At 65.3% G+C, this 17512-nt stretch carries 15 protein-coding genes; 5 read left to right on the plus strand and 10 right to left on the minus strand.

The window, feature by feature from the left end; translation table 11 throughout:
• Positions 1-5 precede the first annotated feature (5 nt).
• The 9 genes from AVCA_RS20470 to AVCA_RS20510 form a co-directional block, all read right to left on the minus strand.
• Positions 6-410: a VOC family protein gene (locus tag AVCA_RS20470; RefSeq protein WP_041807414.1), complete on the minus strand. Its 405-nt coding sequence runs from the start codon at positions 408-410 to the stop codon at positions 6-8.
• Positions 411-680: 270 nt separating this feature from the next.
• Complete coding sequence (locus AVCA_RS25540; RefSeq protein WP_012702980.1) at positions 681-1163, minus strand: ATP-binding protein; 483 nt, start codon at positions 1161-1163, stop codon at positions 681-683.
• A gap of 275 nt (positions 1164-1438) precedes the next feature.
• Positions 1439-3835 (minus strand): TonB-dependent siderophore receptor, encoded by a 2397-nt coding sequence (locus tag AVCA_RS20480; RefSeq protein ID WP_012702981.1) that lies wholly within the window; start codon positions 3833-3835, stop codon positions 1439-1441.
• Positions 3836-4220: 385 nt separating this feature from the next.
• A complete protein-coding gene (locus AVCA_RS20485) occupies positions 4221-4502 on the minus strand; it encodes a type II toxin-antitoxin system RelE family toxin (protein ID WP_012702982.1) in 282 nt (93 codons plus the stop codon).
• Positions 4492-4737 carry a type II toxin-antitoxin system Phd/YefM family antitoxin gene (locus AVCA_RS20490; protein ID WP_012702983.1) on the minus strand — a complete coding sequence of 82 codons (246 nt, stop codon included), beginning with the start codon at positions 4735-4737 and terminating at the stop codon, positions 4492-4494. The genes AVCA_RS20485 and AVCA_RS20490 overlap by 11 nt, the downstream gene beginning before the upstream one ends.
• Before the next feature lie 122 nt (positions 4738-4859).
• A complete protein-coding gene (locus AVCA_RS20495) occupies positions 4860-5795 on the minus strand; it encodes a FecR family protein (RefSeq protein WP_012702984.1) in 936 nt (311 codons plus the stop codon).
• A 5-nt stretch (positions 5796-5800) separates the two neighbouring features.
• On the minus strand, positions 5801-6319 hold the full coding sequence (locus AVCA_RS20500; protein WP_012702985.1) for an RNA polymerase sigma factor: 519 nt from the start codon (positions 6317-6319) through the stop codon (positions 5801-5803).
• A gap of 464 nt (positions 6320-6783) precedes the next feature.
• Entirely contained in the window at positions 6784-7686 is a 903-nt protein-coding gene (locus AVCA_RS20505) for a 23S rRNA (adenine(2030)-N(6))-methyltransferase RlmJ (protein WP_012702987.1), read from the minus strand.
• Positions 7687-7732: 46 nt separating this feature from the next.
• The gene (locus AVCA_RS20510; RefSeq protein ID WP_012702988.1) at positions 7733-8623 is read right to left on the minus strand and encodes a LysR substrate-binding domain-containing protein; all 891 of its coding nucleotides are present in this window, start codon (positions 8621-8623) and stop codon (positions 7733-7735) included.
• Positions 8624-8726: 103 nt separating this feature from the next.
• Between AVCA_RS20510 and AVCA_RS20515 the strand changes: the two genes are divergently transcribed.
• From AVCA_RS20515 to selO, 5 genes are all read left to right on the plus strand, one after another.
• Positions 8727-9932, plus strand: a complete 1206-nt coding sequence (locus tag AVCA_RS20515) for a YbfB/YjiJ family MFS transporter (protein WP_012702989.1) — start codon at positions 8727-8729, stop codon at positions 9930-9932.
• Positions 9920-10135: a 2-hydroxymuconate tautomerase family protein gene (locus AVCA_RS20520; RefSeq protein WP_012702990.1), complete on the plus strand. Its 216-nt coding sequence runs from the start codon at positions 9920-9922 to the stop codon at positions 10133-10135. The genes AVCA_RS20515 and AVCA_RS20520 overlap by 13 nt, the downstream gene beginning before the upstream one ends.
• Positions 10136-10374: 239 nt before the next feature.
• Positions 10375-12123: a potassium/proton antiporter gene (locus AVCA_RS20525; protein ID WP_012702991.1), complete on the plus strand. Its 1749-nt coding sequence runs from the start codon at positions 10375-10377 to the stop codon at positions 12121-12123.
• Between the two features lie 79 nt (positions 12124-12202).
• Positions 12203-15556, plus strand: a complete 3354-nt coding sequence (gene mscK, locus AVCA_RS20530; protein WP_012702992.1) for a mechanosensitive channel MscK — start codon at positions 12203-12205, stop codon at positions 15554-15556.
• Positions 15557-15611: 55 nt separating this feature from the next.
• Positions 15612-17075 (plus strand): protein adenylyltransferase SelO, encoded by a 1464-nt coding sequence (gene selO / locus AVCA_RS20535; protein WP_012702993.1) that lies wholly within the window; start codon positions 15612-15614, stop codon positions 17073-17075.
• A 46-nt stretch (positions 17076-17121) separates the two neighbouring features.
• Here the strand turns inward: selO and AVCA_RS20540 are convergent, their stop codons facing one another.
• Entirely contained in the window at positions 17122-17448 is a 327-nt protein-coding gene (locus tag AVCA_RS20540; protein WP_012702994.1) for a DnaJ family domain-containing protein, read from the minus strand.
• Positions 17449-17512 lie beyond the last annotated feature (64 nt).

Raw genomic sequence — 17512 nt, forward strand, 5'->3', positions numbered from 1 at the left:
GCCCATCAGTCCGCAATTTCGTCGTAGCCACGGCCGAGGAACTGCACGAAACAGAACCCGTGACCGAATGGGTCGCTCATGAGCGCCAGCCTGCCCCATTCATGCGTCGCGACGGGCCTCTCGAGCCGCGCGCCCGCCCGAACCGCTCTTTCGACGGCGCCCTCGATCTCTTCGACGACGAAATCCAGATGGGTCGGCGTCCAGTGGCGCGCATAGTTTCGAACCTGCGAAGTCAGATCCGATACCGGCGTCCCCGCCGCCTTGGCAAGCAGGTAGATGGGGGCCGAGCCTCCGATCATTTCCACGCCAAGGCCCCCGAAGCGACGGCCGATACTCAACCCGAAGGCAGTGCCGTAGAAACGAACCGCCTTCTCGAGATCGTCGACGTCGATATTGACCAGAAGATCCATTCGCCGCCCTCCCGTGTTGTTCGAGGCTTCAGTCAAGCCGAGCCTCGTGACGGAGTCGAGTCGAATGAACGCGCGGGTACCATGCCCTTTCAAAAACTCGCAGGTTTTCCCGATCGACGGGCCGGAAGAACCAAGCCGATGGCGGAGACGAACTCGTTCTCATGCTCCGACCTCACCGACGATCGTGGCTCGCGTGCACGAGGACCGACTGGTGACCGAGCACAATAGTCGTATCCAGGCATGCGACCGGCCGGAATGGGAATGAAAGCCTCATGCGCGGGGATCGTGGCCTTCCTGCCCGGCGACAACGACCAGTTCGCCGAAACCCTCTTCAAGACTCGGCCGCTCGAGCGCGGCATGCACATTTCGTATGGCCCGTTCCGGCACCACCTGATCGCTCGGACGTCCGGCGTTGCGGGCGATGCACGCCTCCAGGGTCGTCTCGAACAGTACAGCGGTGGTTCTCGCGCCGTGTTTCCTCGCGGCCCGTAGCAAGGGGGCTCTTTCGGTTCGCTTTACCAGGATCGCATCGAAGACGATGGCATCCGGTAGCCGGGCAAGCAGCGCCCTGGCCCATGTGGTTTTACCGGCGCCTTGAGGTCCGACGAGAACGAACAGGTGCTTTTCGCCCGATGCCGTTGCCAGTGCCTTCTCCAGTGCCGCATGGCACTGCTGCCAGGCAAGCCGGTTTCGCCCGGGCGTAACGACTCGGCCTTCGGGAGTTTCAAGAAAGTTGTCGGGATTGATATGCATGGCATATGTCCTGAGGTCTGGCAGCTATTCGATATCGAGTTTCCTGAGCGCCCCGCTGCGCGACATTGACAGGAGCCCGGCAGCAACGAACGCTGCCATTATCCGGATCGGCTCGTCAAGTAACCTCGGCCGGCACGGAGTCGCTCGGGCCGTGCAAAAGCCTCGGCTTCGAATATCCGATCGAACAATGGCATCGTATCCGTTGTGTTTGATTCAAGCCTGCGATTGTGTCGAACTCGATATCCAACAGCCACCGACGTTGAAAAGAGCGACGATTAAAAGTCCCAGCGTGTCGTCAGCATCATGTTACGTGGTTCGCCATAGGTCTTGGTGGCTACGCCAGTCCAGCGCTCCCCGTAATTTGAGTAGTAATATTTATCAAACAGGTTATTGATATTCAGTGTAGCCGAAAGGTTATCGGTAATCTGATATCTACCCATCAGGTTAACTAACCAGTAGGCTTCATTCTTGAATTGATGTTCATTACCCAGAGCATCCGTACCATCTCGCCAAGTCGTGCCCTGGTAAGTACCGCCACCACCGATGGTTATTTTACTCAATCTGCCAGGTAGCCGGTAGGTCGTATAGAGTTTGAACTGGTTTTCCGGCTCCTGAGTCGTCAGCTTCTCGTTGGTTTCATCGTCCCGGATGACTTGGTGAGTAAAGCCCGCCTGGATATTCCAGCCAGGCATCAATTCGCCACTGATTTCCAGTTCGATACCCTTGGTCTTGGCTTTCCTTCCCTCATACATGCTGTAGTTTCGTTCGCTATTCCAGCCCAGCAACTCGGCACGGTTGTCCTGGCGGATTTCGAAATAGGCCAGGCTGGCATTCAACCGGCCATTGAACCATTCGCCCTTGAGTCCACCCTCATAGCTATCGCCTTCGTCCGGATCGAGTACGGCATAACTTTCATCCCGAGCACTTTGCGGCCGGAATATCTTGGTGTAGCTGGCATACAGCGAAAAATTGTCGTTCAGGTCGTAGGTGATACCCGCGAAAGGAACCAGCTCGCCCGTTTCGCGCATATTGCTGTCGCCACCCCGGCGATAATTGGTCACCCGACCGCCCAGAATCACGGCGAGGTCATCGGTCAGGCTGAAGCGGCCACTGGCGTAGTAGGCACGTTGGTCGATGCGATCTTCGGCACGGTAAAGGATGCCGCCCCAGTCCGGTCGCTCTGCATGTCCATTCCACTCCCAGATATTATTAACAGGCACTCTAATAACATTGTGTCCTGATCCCTTGAGATGGTTATGATAGCCACTGACCCCTACGGCCAGTTCGTGGGTACGGCCGAATAATTCGAAAGGACCACGGGCATAAGCCTCCAATGCCTGACTTCTCGTTTTGTACCTGTATTGGCCACTAAGCAATTCGGAGCTGCCAGTATCACCATCTGGGGTATATTTAATGCTTCCCAAGTTTCCATCGGATGCGTTTCTCTGGAAAGTGTAATAGACTCGACCGCTCCAGCCATTATCGAACTCATGGTCAAGCTGACTAAAGAAGGCATGACTGAATTGCTCGGCACGGCTCCAACTTGCGCCAGGATTGAAAGACCGGGATATATTAACTTCATTGTTATGGCTATCAAAAAAAGGTGTTCCGCCCCAACTGCTACCAGTCGGTGTTGTCTTGTCGTAGTTGCCACCGAATGTCAGCATCGTCTTGGGGGACAAATCCACTTCCAAGATGCCATATAGTGCTCGCCTCTGCTCCTTGAAATGGTCCATATAGGATTGTTGATCCTGGAAGGCGGTAGCAAAACGACCGCGAATACTCCCGCTTTCGACTAAGGGACCACCCACATCCCATTCGGTACGGTAGTTATCCCAGCGACCATATTCGGCCGTGGCGTGTCCGGAAAACTCATGGGTAGGTTTCTTGCGCACAAGGTTGATGGTGGCACCAGGACTACCCGCTCCAGTGGTCAAACCACTAGCCCCCTTGATGACCTCCACGCGGTCGTATTGGATCATATCACTCGCGGTCTCGCCCGAGAAAATGACGCCATCAGACAAGATAGGGATACCATCGTATTGGAAGTTTCGAATCTCGTAGCCACGGGCATAGTAATAGGATCGATAGTTATCCGTGCCATGCCGCGTGATACCTGGCGTGTGATCCATCACCTTGTTGATATTGGTGAGATTGAAGTCGTCCATATGCTGGCGAGTGACGACCGTGACGGTCTGCGGTGTCTCGCGAGGGGTCAGTACCAATCGAGTAGCAGTTGCAATGGTACCGGGCGTATAGGACTTGGTCTGCTCGGTGATGGTGCCGAGCGCGTTGTCTTCCACCCGCATGATATCCAGGCTCATGGCGTCGCCCTGGGCGGCCTTCTCGATCAACAGGGTATCCCCGCTCACCGTACCGACCAGGCCGCTGCCGGCCAGCAGTTGCCGCAAACCCTGCTGGATATCGTATTCGCCCTGCAGTCCGGGGCTCCGGTGACCGGCGAGCAATTGGCTGGCGACGATCAGGCGCAAGCCGCTCTGGTCGCTGAAGCGAGTCAGCGCCTGGCCCAGCGGCCCGGGGGCGATATCGAAGTGCCGGCTGCCCGGTTGCGTCTGTTCGACGGCATGGAGTGGAAGGCTGTTGCCCATCAGGATGCCACTGGCCGTCGCCAGAGCCAGATAAAGGCGGGTACGTCTGAATGCTCGCCGCATGGTGTCTCCCCCTGCTGAAATCAGCGAATTGAAAATTAATCTCAATCAGGGAAGACGACAGCGAGCGAAAACCTGACAGCGGGAGCGAAATTTTTTTCAGACAGGCCGCTGCGAGCTTGGCAGGCAGCCTTTTCGTCGAGCGCAGGCGTCATGAAGGGAGTCGGGCTGCCCTGAAAATTACATCGCGCAACGCTCGCGCAGGATTCGACTCCCCCGTGCCTGCCAACCAAAGCCAGCGGCGCGCAACACGCTCGGCAAATCGAGGGTCGAGCCCGATCCCGGTCGATACCTTGTTCGCAGCCGATCCCGGACGGCCCCGGCTCCTGGCGGAGGCTTGTGCCTCTTCCCGCCTCACTGTCCGTTCACCGATATACCGGAGCCCTTTCTACCGTCCTTTAGCCTTCTCATAGGCCGCGCTGCGTTCGCGCTTGCCCACAGCGACCACGACCACCACCACGCGCTCGTCCTCTACCCGGTACACCAGGCGATAGCCCGCGGCGCGCAGTTCGATCTTGTAGTGATTCGGCATGTCGCGCAGGGCATCGGCCGGTACCCTGGGCAACTCCAGACGCTCGCGCAGTTTCTTCTTCAACTGCTCGCGCAACGTGTGGCCCAGCCCCTCCCACTCCTTCAGCGCGGACGGCAGGAATTCCAGGCTATAGGTCATCCAGGCTCACCGGCACGGGCTTTTCATTGGCGCGGGCACGAGCCAGTTCGGCCAGCTCCAAGTCCTCCAAGCGCTCGATCATCGCTTCGAATACCGCCGCCGGCACCATGTAACCCATCACCCGGTTGTGATTCAGCACCGCTACCGGCCCACCTTGGGCGCTGCCGATCACGGCAGACGGATTCTTTTTCAGTTCGGACACGCTGACGGCCTTGTCGGCCAATACGTTTTGCATGATAAAGACTCCTTTTTAAGGACTTAATTCTGGTCTTTTTAGCGGCGACCGGCAAGGCGCGAAGACCCTGGCGAATAGGTGAATCGCGCCGCGCCGGAGTGGCTGGAGAAACGCGGACGGGCTCAAGGCCGGCTGTCGTCCGGCTCTATCAGGGTCACCCAGGGCAGACGACGGACGCGGATCGGCAGCGAGCGCTCCAGCAGTTCCAGCAGGGCATCGGGATCGCGGGTGTCGAACAGGCCGGTCACCGGCAGCCGGCGCAGCCGCTCGTCGCGCACCAGCAGCAGGCCGGGCTGGTAGCGCGATAGCGCATCGAGCACTTCGCCCAGCGGCTGGCCATCGAACAGCAGACGGTGGCGACGCCAAGCTGTGGCGCTGTCGATGTCCACCGCCACGGGCGCGGACAGTCCGTGCTCGCCGTATTCCAGGCTCTGCCCGGCCTGCACGTCGATCCGCTCGTCGCCCCGGCTCACGCGCACGGCATGTTCGGTCACCACCAGGCGTACCCGCGAGCCATCGCGGCGCACGTCGAAACCGGTGCCCAAGGCGCGGATGCTGCCATCCGCCGCTTCGACCAGGAAAGGCCGAGCGGGGTCGCTCGCCACCCGTACGTACAGTTCCCCGGTATACAGGCGCAGAGTGCGCCGCCGGGCGTCGAAATCCAGGTCGAGGCGCGTCTCCGGCGCCAGTTCCAGTTGCGAACCGTCGGCCAGTTCCAGGTGCCGATGTTCGCCCATGGCGGTTCGGTAATCGGCCATCCAGCCCCGTTCGTGTCCTTGCCAGGACAGGACCAGGCCGAGTCCCAGGGCCAGCAGCGCGCCCACGATCGGGACGATGCGCCGGGGTGGGCGGCGCAGGACGCTGCCCAGCTCCTGCCACAGGCGTTCGGCCACCAGGGCCGCGGACCGGTGCTCGGGGCTGCTCCGGCACCACTGCTCGTAGGCGAGCCAGTCGTTGTCGGCGGCATCGCCGGCATGCAGGCGCACCAGCCATTGCAGCGCCTCCTCGATCAGGGGCGGCAGCGGCTGGTCGAGTTCGTCGTCCGGAAGTGCGGGCATGGCGGTCAGTTCGCTCCGTCGGCCAGACCCAGGCGTCGGATGCAGTGGCGCAGGGCGCGCATGATGTATTTGCAGACCATGCTCGGCGATACGCCCAGGCGTTCGGCGATGGCCGCGTGGCTGAGGCCTTCGACCCGATTGAGCAGCAGGGCGTCGCGGCAGGCCGGGGGCAGTTCTTCGAACGCACGGTGGAGCAATTGCAGTTGCTGGCGCAGTTCCAGCAGGCGTTCCGGCCCCGGCCGCTGGTCGTGCAGCTCGCTTTCCGCCTCGTCCAGCGAAGTCTGCTCGCCGCGCCGCGCCTGGCCGCGCCGCAGGTCGATGATCAGGTTGCGCAGGATGCGCCAGAGAAAATATTGCGGGTTGGCAATGGCCTGGCGAGGGTGTTTGCGGATCAGTCCGGCATAGCGCACGAAAGCGTCCTGCGCCAGATCCGCCGCCGTTTCGGGATCGCCCAGCCGGCGATAGGCGAGTTGCCGCAGTTCACGGTGGTAGAGGCGAAACAAGCGATCGAGATCATCGGCCACGGGAAAATCCCTTGTGTGCGGGCACCGATGGCGGCGGCACCGGAAGGCGCGGATTATAAAATAGGAATATTTCTCAACAAAAGCGCCCCGAGCGTCCATCGCCGCCGCAAATCGTGGGGCGGATGCAATCCGCCGATATTGGGTGCGCTCCATCGGCATAATTCGGCGGGTTTCGGCTCGGGCGCGAGCCATTGCCACGGTTGGGGTGTTTCACTCGCCCTACGGCCAGCCTCCGTTTGCCGCGCCGTCGGCGCGGGTCGCGAATGAATTCGCTGCCACGGGGAAAGTGCCGGACGCCCGGCGTTGCAAGGTGGCGCTCCTGGGAGCGGATCATCGGGACGGCCATCCGTGGGACGGCCATCCGTGGGGCGGCTATCCGCGGGGCGACCATCCGTCGCGACCTGCCGGAGGCAGCCGGAAGCCCGGCCACCCGCGCTGTCGAGCCGCACCGGAGTCGGCGGGTTTCACCTGCCCTGCGGCCTGCGCCCCTTGCGTCCGGCCGCTGGGGTGGCGTGCCTGGCGACGACCGGCTGTTCCTCGATCAGCCAGTCCAGCCGCCAGTCGCCCTGGGTCTGCGCCAGGCGCTCGGCCAGCCAGGGCAGCAGTTGGCGCAGTTCTTCCTCCAGCCCCCACGGCGGGTTGGCGATCGCCAAGCCCGAGCCGTTCAGGCGCTGCGCATCGCTGGCCGGATGCACGTGGAGTTCGACGCGCAGCAGCTTGGGCGCGCCGCTCTTCTGCAGGTCCCGGTAGAAACGTCCGAGCTGGCGCGAGTCCTTGATCGGATACCAGATCGCCACCACCGTCTGGCGCATGCGCCCGATGGCCTCCTGCAGCGCCTGGGCGCAGCGCTCCAGTTCGTCGGGCTGTTCGAAGGGCGGGTCGATCAGCAGCAGGGCACGCTTCTCCGCCACCGGCAACAGGGCCCGCGGAATATGCCAGCCCTCGCCCAGATGCACAGCGACGCGCCGGTCACCGGCCATGTTTTCCTTGAGCAGGCGACCGTCCTCGGGGTGCTTCTCGTTGAGCAGCAGGCGATCCTGCGGACGGCTCAGGCGGCGCGCCAGCTCGGGCGAGCCGGGGTAGTGGCGCAGCGCACCGTCGGCGTTCAGTTCGCGCACCACGCGCAGGTAGTCGGCGGCAGGCTCCGGCAGGTCCGCCGCGTCCCACAGGCGGGCGATACCCTCGCGCCACTCGCCGGTACGGCTGGCCGCGTCGCCTCCGAGGTCGTACAGGCCGACGCCGGCGTGACTGTCGAGGTAGGCGAAGGGGCTCTCCTTGCGCGCCAGCAGGGCGATCAGGCGGGCCAGGGTCAGGTGTTTCAGGACATCGGCATGGTTGCCGGCGTGGAAGGCATGGCGGTAATTCATGGCGGGCGGACTCCTCGGGCCGCACAGTTTACCCGCTTGCCGTGCCTCAAGCAGACGGTTGCGCGGGCAGGCTCCGCAGCAGTTCGATCAGGCGCTCCAGCGCGGCGTGCGCCGGCGCGTCGCGGCGGCGCATCAGAAGTGTCGGCGCCGCCGCCAGGTCGGCCTCGATCGGCTGCCAGCGGACCAGCTTCCCGCGCGGATGCAGCTCCACCAGACTGCGCGGCAGCAGGCCGACGCCCATCCCGGCGGCGGCGGCGCCGAGGATCGCGTCTATCGAGCCATAGCTCTGCCGCGCGCCGATCTGCAGGCGGCGGCGCTCGCTCCAGCGCTCCAGCCGTTCGCGGTAATGGCAACCGCAGGGAAAGCCGAGCAGGGTCACCGGCGCCTGCGACAGTTCCGCCGAGGTTTTCCCCGCCGGCAGCACCAGCACCAATTCCTCGTGCCAGATCGGCTCGCCGTACAACCGGGGGTCCTCATGGGGACCGCCGATCAGCGCGGCGTCCAGCCGCCCGGCGAGCACTTCGCCGAGCAGGTGGCCGCTGGTGCCGGTCACCAGGCTCAGATCGAGGCGCGGCGCCTCCCGGTGAAAGGCCGCCAGCACCTCGGGCAGGCGCACGGCGGCGGTGGTCTCCATGGCGCCCAGGCGCAATTCGCCGGCCCACGGGTCTTCCTGGACGCAGCTCCAGGCCGCCAGACAGAGCTGCTCCAGTTGCTCGGCATGGGGCAGCAGGCGGACGCCCGCCGGGGTCAGGCGCAGACGCTGGGCCTGGCGCTGGAACAGCGCGACGCCGAGCTGGTCCTCCAGTTGGCGCAGCCGCGCGGAGACGTTCGAGGGCACGCAGTGCAGTTCCCGGGCCGCGCCGATCAGCGAACCGGCGCGGCTGACCGCGAGGAAATGGCGCAGCAGTTGGGGATTGAATCGCTCCCAGGAGGACATGGGCACCTCGACAACATCAAAAGTGAAAATCGGCTTCAGTATTTTTCACTGGAAGTATTTGCCGGGCAATCGCTAAGGTAGATGAAAAAAGAGAGCCCCGCCCATGAACGCACCGCCCCGTCAGATCCTCCTCGCCCTGCTGGGCGGCAGCGCCGCGCTGGTGGTGGTCCACGCCCTCGGCCGCTTCGCCTTCACCCCGCTGCTGCCGCACTTTCTCGCCGACGGCCTGTTCGATCTGCAGCAGGCCTCGCGACTGGCGACCTGGAACTACGTCGGCTATCTGCTCGGCGCCCTGCTCGCCTTGGCTCTCCACAGCCCGGCGCGGCTGCATCCGGGCCTGATCCTAGCGCTGCTGTCGAATGCCCTGCTGACCCTGGCGCAGTGCTTCGCCAGCGACTACGCGCTGCTGCTGCTCCTGCGCCTGGCCAACGGCATCAGCAACGGCGTGGTGTTCGTCCTCGCCCCGGCGCTGGTCCTCGAATGGCTGGCCAGCCGGCAGCGCGCCGGGCTCAGCGGCCTGGTCTACCTCGGCTTCGCCGCCGGCCTTCTGCTCTCCAACGGCCTGGCCAACTGGCCGGCCGAGTCGCTCGCCGGCCCCCGGCGCTGGCTGCCGATGGCCGCCCTGGCCGTACCGCTGGCCCTGCTCGGCGCCTGGCTGCTCGCCCGCCTGCGCCTGTCGCCGCGCCAGACCGACAGTGCCGGAAACGGCGCGACGCCCGCCACGTCATTGTTCGACCGCGCCAGCACGCCGCTGTTTCTCGCCTATGCCGGCGCCGGTCTCGGCTACATCCTGCCGATGACCTTCCTGCCGACCCTGGCCCGCGAGCAGTTGCCGGCCGGCGATCCGCTGCTCGAAGGCGCCTGGCGCTGGACCGCCATCGCCTGCCTGCTGTCGATTCCGCTGTGGAACCACCTGGGCACCCGCCTGGGCGACCGCCGCGCGCTGCTCGCCAGCTACGCCTTGCAGGCCCTCGGCGCCGCCGCGCCGCTGCTCTGGCCGGGCGCCACCGGCGTGCTGCTCTGCGCCGTGCTGGTGGGCGGGACCTTCGTCGGCAGCGTGCTGCTGACCCAACGTCTGGCCCGCAGCCTGCAGCCGCACCAGGGACCGCGCCTGTCGGCCGCGCTGATCGCCCTGTACGGCGGCGCCCAGTTGCTCGGCCCCTGGCTGGCCGGGCTGTGGGTCGCCCAGGGCGGCAGCCTGACGCAGAGCTTCGCCCTCGGTGCCGGCGCCCTGCTCTGGGCGCTCGCCTGGACCTGGCTGATCCCCATCCGTACCCCGCACAAGGAAATCCAGCAATGCCCTACGTGAATATCAAGATCACCCGCGAAGGCGCGACCGCCGAACAGAAACGCCGCCTCATCGAAGGCGCCACCCGCTTGCTGGTCGAGGTACTGGGCAAGAACCCGGCCACCACCGTGGTGGTGATCGACGAGGTGGACACCGACAACTGGGGTATCGGCGGCATCCCGGTCACCGAACGCCGGCGCAGCGAAAAACAGCAGCCGAACTGACCCCCGCAAGACTCGCCGGCGGTCTCGCGAATAGCCCGCCGGCCCCTGCCGCAGACAGCTCCGGGCTCCTCTTCGCGAACTCGGAAACGGCTGGCCGCCGGTCGCCATGCGCGCCCTCCGAACCGGCGAACATTATCTTTTGACAGTTGGCCAAGCCAGCGGCTTTAATCCCTTGGCACGACCGATGCATATATAGCAAGCACGAATGCTTCCGCCGGCCGCCTTGGAGATCCCCCGCTTTGGATGCAGCCACCATCAACACCCTGTTCCTGATCGGCGCGCTGCTGGTGGGCTCCAGTATCCTGCTCAGCTCCCTGTCCACCAGGCTCGGCATCCCGATCCTGGTGATCTTCCTCGGCGTGGGCATGCTCGCCGGAGTCGACGGCATCGGCGGCATCGTCTTCAACGACTACTCCCTGGCCTTCCTGGTCAGCAACCTGGCCCTGGCGATCATCCTGCTCGACGGCGGCATGCGCACCCGCGTGGCCACCTTCCGCGTGGCGCTCTGGCCGGCGATGTCGCTGGCCACCCTAGGCGTGGCGGTCACCTCCGGTCTGACCGGGCTGGCCGCAGCCTGGCTGTTCGATCTCAGCCTGATGCAGGGCCTGCTGATCGGCTCCATCGTCGGCTCCACCGACGCCGCGGTGGTGTTCAACCTGCTCAACGGCAAGGGGCTCAACGAACGGGTCGGCGCCACCCTGGAAATCGAATCGGGCAGCAACGACCCGATGGCGGTGTTCCTCACCGTGACCCTGATCGACATGCTCGCCTCCGGCCGGGGCGATTTCGGCTGGGGCGTGCTGGTCAGCCTGCTGCAGCAGTTCGGCATCGGCATCGCTCTCGGCCTCGCCGGCGGCTGGCTGCTGCTGAAACTGATCAATAACCTCGACGTGGCCGACGGCCTCTATCCACTGCTGGCGGTCAGCGGCGGCATCATGATCTACGCCATCGCCGGCGCGATCGGCGGCAGCGGCATCCTCGCCGTCTACGTCTGCGGCCTGCTGATGGGCAACCGGCCGATTCGCAATCGCCACGGCATCCTGCACATGTTCGACGGCCTGGCCTGGCTCAGCCAGATCGGCATGTTCCTGGCCCTCGGTCTGTTGCTCACGCCCAGCCAGTTGCTGCCCATCGCCGCGCCGGCACTGGCCCTGTCGTTGTGGATGATCCTCGTCGCCCGCCCGCTGTCGGTGTTCCTCGGCCTCCTGCCGTTTCGCAACTTCCACCTGCGCGAGCGGCTGTTCATCTCCTGGGTCGGCCTGCGCGGCGCGGTACCGGTGATCCTCGCGGTCTTTCCGCTGATGGCCGGGCTGCCGCAGGCGAACCTCTACTTCAACGTGGCCTTCTTCATCGTGCTGGTGTCGCTGCTGCTGCAGGGCACCACCCTCGGCTGGGCGGCGCGCAAGGCCAGGGTCGAGGTGCCGCCTTCGCCCACGCCGATCTCGCGGACCGGCCTGCAGATCCACCCCACCAGCCGCTGGGAACTGTTCATCTACCGCCTGAGCGCCAACAAGTGGTGCATCGGCGCCGCCCTGCGCGACCTGAAGATGCCCGACGGCACGCGCATCGCCGCCCTGTTCCGCGGCCGGCAACTGCTCCATCCGTCCGGCAGTACCCGCCTGGAGATTGGCGACCTGCTCTGTGTGATCGGCCACGAGGAGGATCTGCCGAGTCTCGGCAAGCTGTTCAGCCAGCCGCCCAAGACCGGCCAGGATCTGCGCTTCTTCGGCGACTTCGTGCTCGAAGGCGATGCCGAGCTGGCCGCCCTGGCGGCGCTCTACGGCCTGAAGCTCGACGGCATCGACGGCAACCAGTCGCTCGGCCGTTTCATCGCCGGGCTGATCGGCGGCCATCCGGTGGTCGGTGATCAGGTGGAATGGAACGGCATGACCTGGACCGTGGCGGCCACCGAAGGCGACCGGGTGCGCAAGGTCGGCCTGAAGTTTCCAGAGGATGGCAGCCGTTCGGCACCTATTTTGCTCATCTGAACGTGTTCGTCGGACAGGGGTGCGAAAACGGTTCCGTTTGTTAAACTGGGGCCTTTTTCAGCCGAAAGACCCAGACGCCATGACTGTTTCGCGTTCCCTGTTCAGCGTTCTTCTTCTCGCGCTTTGCCTCCACATTCCCGCCCTTCAAGCCGCCGAACCGCCCAGCCGCAAGGCCGTGCAGTCCAGCCTGGACAACCTGGCCGGACGCAAGCTGCCGGAAGCCGAGCAAGCGGTCATCAAGCAGCAGCTCGAAGACACCCTGCTCCAGCTCGATCTCCTTCAGGAGAGCGGGAAGGCCATGGAGGAACTCAAGCGCCGCCTGGCCGCCGCGCCTCAGCAGATCAAGTCCGCCCAGCGCGAGCTGGAGAGCCTCAAGGAGGCCGCGCAGAAGCCAGTGGCCCAGCCGAACGGCAACACTTCGCTGCCACGCCTGATGGACCAGTTGACCACCCGCAACAATCAGATGGCCGACTGGCAGCAGGCGCTGAACGAGGCCAACAGCCTGCTGGTCAGCTCGCAGACCCGTCCGGAGCGGGCGCAGACGGAAATCGCCGCGAACCAGACCCGCATCCTGGAAATCAACGCCCTCCTCAAAAGCGGCAAGCAGGGCGGCAAGCCGCTGAGCGTGGAAGGCCGCGGCCTGCTGGAGGCCGAACTGGCCGCCCTGGAAGCCAAGACCGCCCTGCGCCGCCAAGAACTGGCGGGCAATAGCCAGCTCCTGGAGCTGGGCACCAGCCAGCGAGACCTGATGCAGGAACGCATCCAGCGCCTGGCCACGGAAATCGCCGACCTGCAGGCGACGATCAATGAAAAGCGCAAGGCGATGTCCGAAGAGACCTTCGCCGAGCTTTCGCGCGATGCCAGCGCGGCCGGCTCCGACAGCCTGCTGGCCAAGGAGACCGCAGCCAACCTGAAGCTGTCCGATACCCTGCTGCGCACCACCGACCGCCTCAACGAGCGCACCCGGCAGAACCTGGAAACCAAGCACACCCTGGACAACCTCAGCCAGAACGAGCAGACCCTGGAGGAGCAGATCGAGGTCCTGCGCGGCAGCCTGCTGCTGGCCAAGATTCTCTTCCAGCAGAAGCTCGCCCTGCCCCAGGTGCAGATCGACGGCCGCCTCGCCGACGAAATCGCCGACATCCGCCTTTACCAGTTCGAACTCAGCCAGACGCGCGGCAAGGTCACCGATCCCGAGGCCTACGTCGACGAGTTGCTGGCCAAACAGGTAGCCGAAGGGGAAGCGCCGGCCGATCCGGCGATGCGCAACGATTTGCTGGCGCTGGTGAAAAGCCGCGCCGAGCTGATCGAGCGGCTCGATCACGAACTCAACGCGCTGCTCAACGAGGAAATCACCCTGCAGTTGAACCAGAAGCAGTTGCTCGACACCGCCGAGAAGATGGGCGCCACCCTGGAAGAGCAACTGTTCTGGATTCCCAGCAACAAGCCGCTCGATGTGGACTGGCTGAAGGAGGCGCCGCAGCGCCTCCAGGAGCAGGTCACCGGCACGTCCTGGACGACCATCCTCAAAGACCTGGGCTCCGGCCTGATCCAGCGCCCCTGGGTCTTCCTGCCGCTGCTGCTGCTGATCGGCGTGCTGCTCTGGCAGCGCGGGGCCATCACCCGCAAGCTCGACGCGTTGCACGCCGACATCGGCCACTACCGCCGCGACAGCCAGCGGCATACCCCGCTGGCGCTGCTCTTCAACCTGCTGCTGGCGATGCCCGGCACCCTGTTCCTCGCCCTCTGCGGCTACACCCTGCAGATGGACGCGCGTGGCCAGAACCCCTACCTGGGCATCGCGCTGAACGACATGGCGCTGGCCTGGCTGATGCTTTACAGCACCTACAAGATCCTCGCTCCCGGCGGCGTGGCCGAACTGCACTTCGGCTGGGCCCGGCCACAGGTCGCCTTCCTGCGCAAGCAGATGCGTCGCTTCACCATCGTGGTGCTGGCCCTGGTCGGGGTGGTCGGCTTCGCCCGCAACCAGCCGGGCGCGCTGGACGACGACGTGCTCGGCATCCTCGTCCTGCTTTCCGGTTACGTGCTGATGGCCTGGCTGCTGGGCAAGCTCCTGCTACGCGGCCCGGCCAGCCAGAACGCCTCGCCGATCAACCTGCTGATCGGCCTGCTGTTCACCCTGCTGCCGGTCGGACTGATCCTCGGTCTGGTGCTCGGCTATTACTACACCGCCCTGCGGCTCAGCGACCGCCTGGTGCAGACCCTCTACGTGCTGCTGTTCTGGGCGCTGATCGAGGCCACCGTGGTGCGTGGACTGTCGGTCGCGGCGCGCCGGCTGGCCTACCAGCGCGCGTTGGCCAAGCGCCAGGCCACCGCGGCGGAAGGCAGCGAGACCGGCGAGACGACGGAGGAGCCGGTGCTCGACATCGAGCAGGTCAACCAGCAGTCGCTGCGACTGATCCGCCTGGCCCTGTTCGGTCTGCTGCTGACCACCCTGTACTGGGTCTGGGCCGACCTGATCACGGTGGTCGACTACCTCGACAACATCGTGCTCTACGAATTCACCGGAGGCACCGGCGCCACCGCCAGCCTGGTGCCGATCAGCCTGCGCGACCTGCTCGCCGCCCTGCTGATCGGCGGGATCACCGTGGTCCTGGCGCGCAACCTGCCGGGCCTGCTGGAAATGCTGGTGCTCTCGCGCCTGAAACTGGCCCAGGGCAGCGCCTACGCCACCACCACCCTGCTCTCCTACACCATCTACGGCTTCGGCCTGGTCACCGCGCTGTCCATCCTCGGGGTCAGCTGGGACAAGCTGCAATGGCTGGTCGCAGCGCTCTCGGTGGGCATCGGCTTCGGCATGCAGGAGATCATCGCCAACTTCATTTCCGGCCTGATCATCCTCTTCGAGCGTCCGATACGTATCGGCGACACGGTGACGGTGGGCGGAATCAGCGGCTCGGTGAACCGCATCCATATCCGCGCCACCCATATCGTCGATTCCGACCGCAAGATGGTGGTGGTGCCGAACAAGACCTTCATCACCAGCCAACTCATCAACTGGACCCTGACCGATACCATCACCCGCCTGGTACTCAAGGTCGGCGTCGGCTACGGCTCGAACCTGAATCGGGTGCGCGAACTGCTCTACCAGGCGGCCAACGAGAACCCCAGGGTACTGCGCGAACCGCCGCCGCTGGTGTTGTTCCAGACCTTCGGCGACAGCACCCTGGATCACGACCTGATCATCTACGTGCGCGAACTGGGCGACCGCGGCCGTGCCACCGACGAGATCAACCGGCGCATCGACGAGTTGTTCCGCGAGAACCACATCGACATCGCCTTCCGCCAGGTCGACGTGTTCGTCAAGAACGCCAAGGGCCAGGAGCAACTGCTCGAGAGCGACGAGGTCCAGGCGGCCCTCGGCGCCGCCGCGGACAAGACGGTGCGGCCCGAACCGGCGGGCAAGGCGTGACTCCGGCGGCGCGCGTGCTATGGTGAGCTGACCCAGGCAGCGCCGGAGGACAGTCGTGAAACGCCTGAGCGAACTCGCCTTCGACAACCGCTTCGCCCGCCTCGGCGATACCTTCTCCACCGCGGTGACGCCGCTTCCCATCGCGTCGCCGCGGCTGGTGGTGGCGAGTCCCGCGGCGCTCGCGCTGCTCGATCTCGAACCGGCCGTGGCCGACGACCCGCAACTCGTCGAATACTGCGCAGGACAGTGCCCCTGGCCGGGCGCCGAACCACGCGCCATGGCCTATTCCGGTCACCAGTTCGGCTTCTACAACCCCCAACTCGGCGATGGCCGGGGCCTGCTGCTCGGCGAAGTGATCAACGCGGCGGGCGAGCGCTGGGACCTGCACCTGAAGGGCGCCGGCAAGACCCCCTATTCGCGGATGGGCGACGGCCGCGCCGTGCTGCGCTCGTCGATCCGCGAATTTCTCGCCAGCGAGCATCTGCACGCCCTCGGCATTCCCACTTCACGGGCGCTCTGCGTGACCGCCTCGGACACCCCGGTCTGGCGCGAAACCGAGGAGCGTGCCGCGACCCTGCTGCGCCTGGCCCCCAGCCATGTGCGCTTCGGCCATTTCGAGTTCTTCTACTACAGCCGCCAGCACGAGGCCCTGCGCCAGTTGCTGGACTACGTCATCGGCGAATATTTCGCCGACTGCCTCGCCCAGCCCGATCCCTACCGGGCCTTCTTCGACCGGGTGCTGGAACGCACCGCGGCGCTGCTCGCCCGCTGGCAGGCCTACGGCTTCTGCCACGGGGTGATGAACACCGACAACATGTCGATCCTCGGCATCACCTTCGATTTCGGGCCCTACGCCTTCCTCGACGACTTCGATCCGGGCTTCGTCTGCAACCACTCCGACGACACCGGTCGCTACTCCTTCGACAATCAGGTGCCCATCGCCCACTGGAACCTTTCCGCGCTGGGCCAGGCGCTGACCCCCTTCGTCGACAAGGACGCCCTGCTGGGCAGCCTCAAGCGCTTCCTGCCGCTGTTTCGCGGCGCCTGGCTGGAGCTGATGCGCCGCCGCCTCGGCTTCACCACGGCGGAGGCGGACGACCGCGAGCGGATACAGCGCCTCCTGCAACTGATGCAGGGTAGCGCGGTGGACTACAGCCGCTTCTTCCGCGAACTGGGCGACCGCCCGGCGGCGGCCGCCCTGCGGCGCCTGCGCGAGGATTTCGTCGACCTGGCCGGCTTCGATGCCTGGGCCGGCGACCACCTGGCGCGCCTGGCCCGCGAGAACGAGGCGGACGAGGCCGCACGACGCGCGCGCATGCACGCCGTCAACCCGAAGTACATCCTGCGCAACTACCTGGCCCAGCAGGCCATCGAAGCGGCGGAACGGGGCGATTACAGCCCGGTCCGCGAACTGCACGCGGTGCTTTCCCGCCCCTTCGACGAACAGCCCGGCATGGAGCGCTACGCCGAACGCCCGCCGGAATGGGGCAAGCACCTGGAAATCAGTTGCTCGTCCTGACCGGCGCCGTCACGCCAACCCTGTCATCGGCATCGGTCACGGCCTCTCAGCCCTGCCCCAGTTTGCGCAGCGCCTCCAGGCGAAAGGCGATGTCCTGCTCCAGGTCGGCCAGTTGGCGCCGCAGGCGCAATCGGCCGGGCTCATCGTCGGCTGCCGCCAGGCTGGCTTGCAGGCTGGCGCGCTGCTGGAACAGCTCCACCTCGGCAGGCGGTATCCCGGCGCTCTTCAGTACCTGGAAGGCCATGCGCAATCCGGGCGGGGTCTGCAGCCAGGCCTCGTCGATCTCCAGCGGCTTGCCCGCGCCGGCGCGCAACTGACCGGCGGCTATCGCCCGGGCCAGTTGGCGGCCGATTTCGTCATCCAGCGCTTTCATGACGCCTCCTGTCGATCGCGACGCGGGGACTCAGGATGCCGCAGGCCGGACACGGCAGGCAATC

It is taken from the genome of Azotobacter vinelandii CA (genome assembly GCF_000380335.1).
Taxonomy (GTDB): Bacteria; Pseudomonadota; Gammaproteobacteria; order Pseudomonadales; family Pseudomonadaceae; genus Azotobacter; species Azotobacter vinelandii.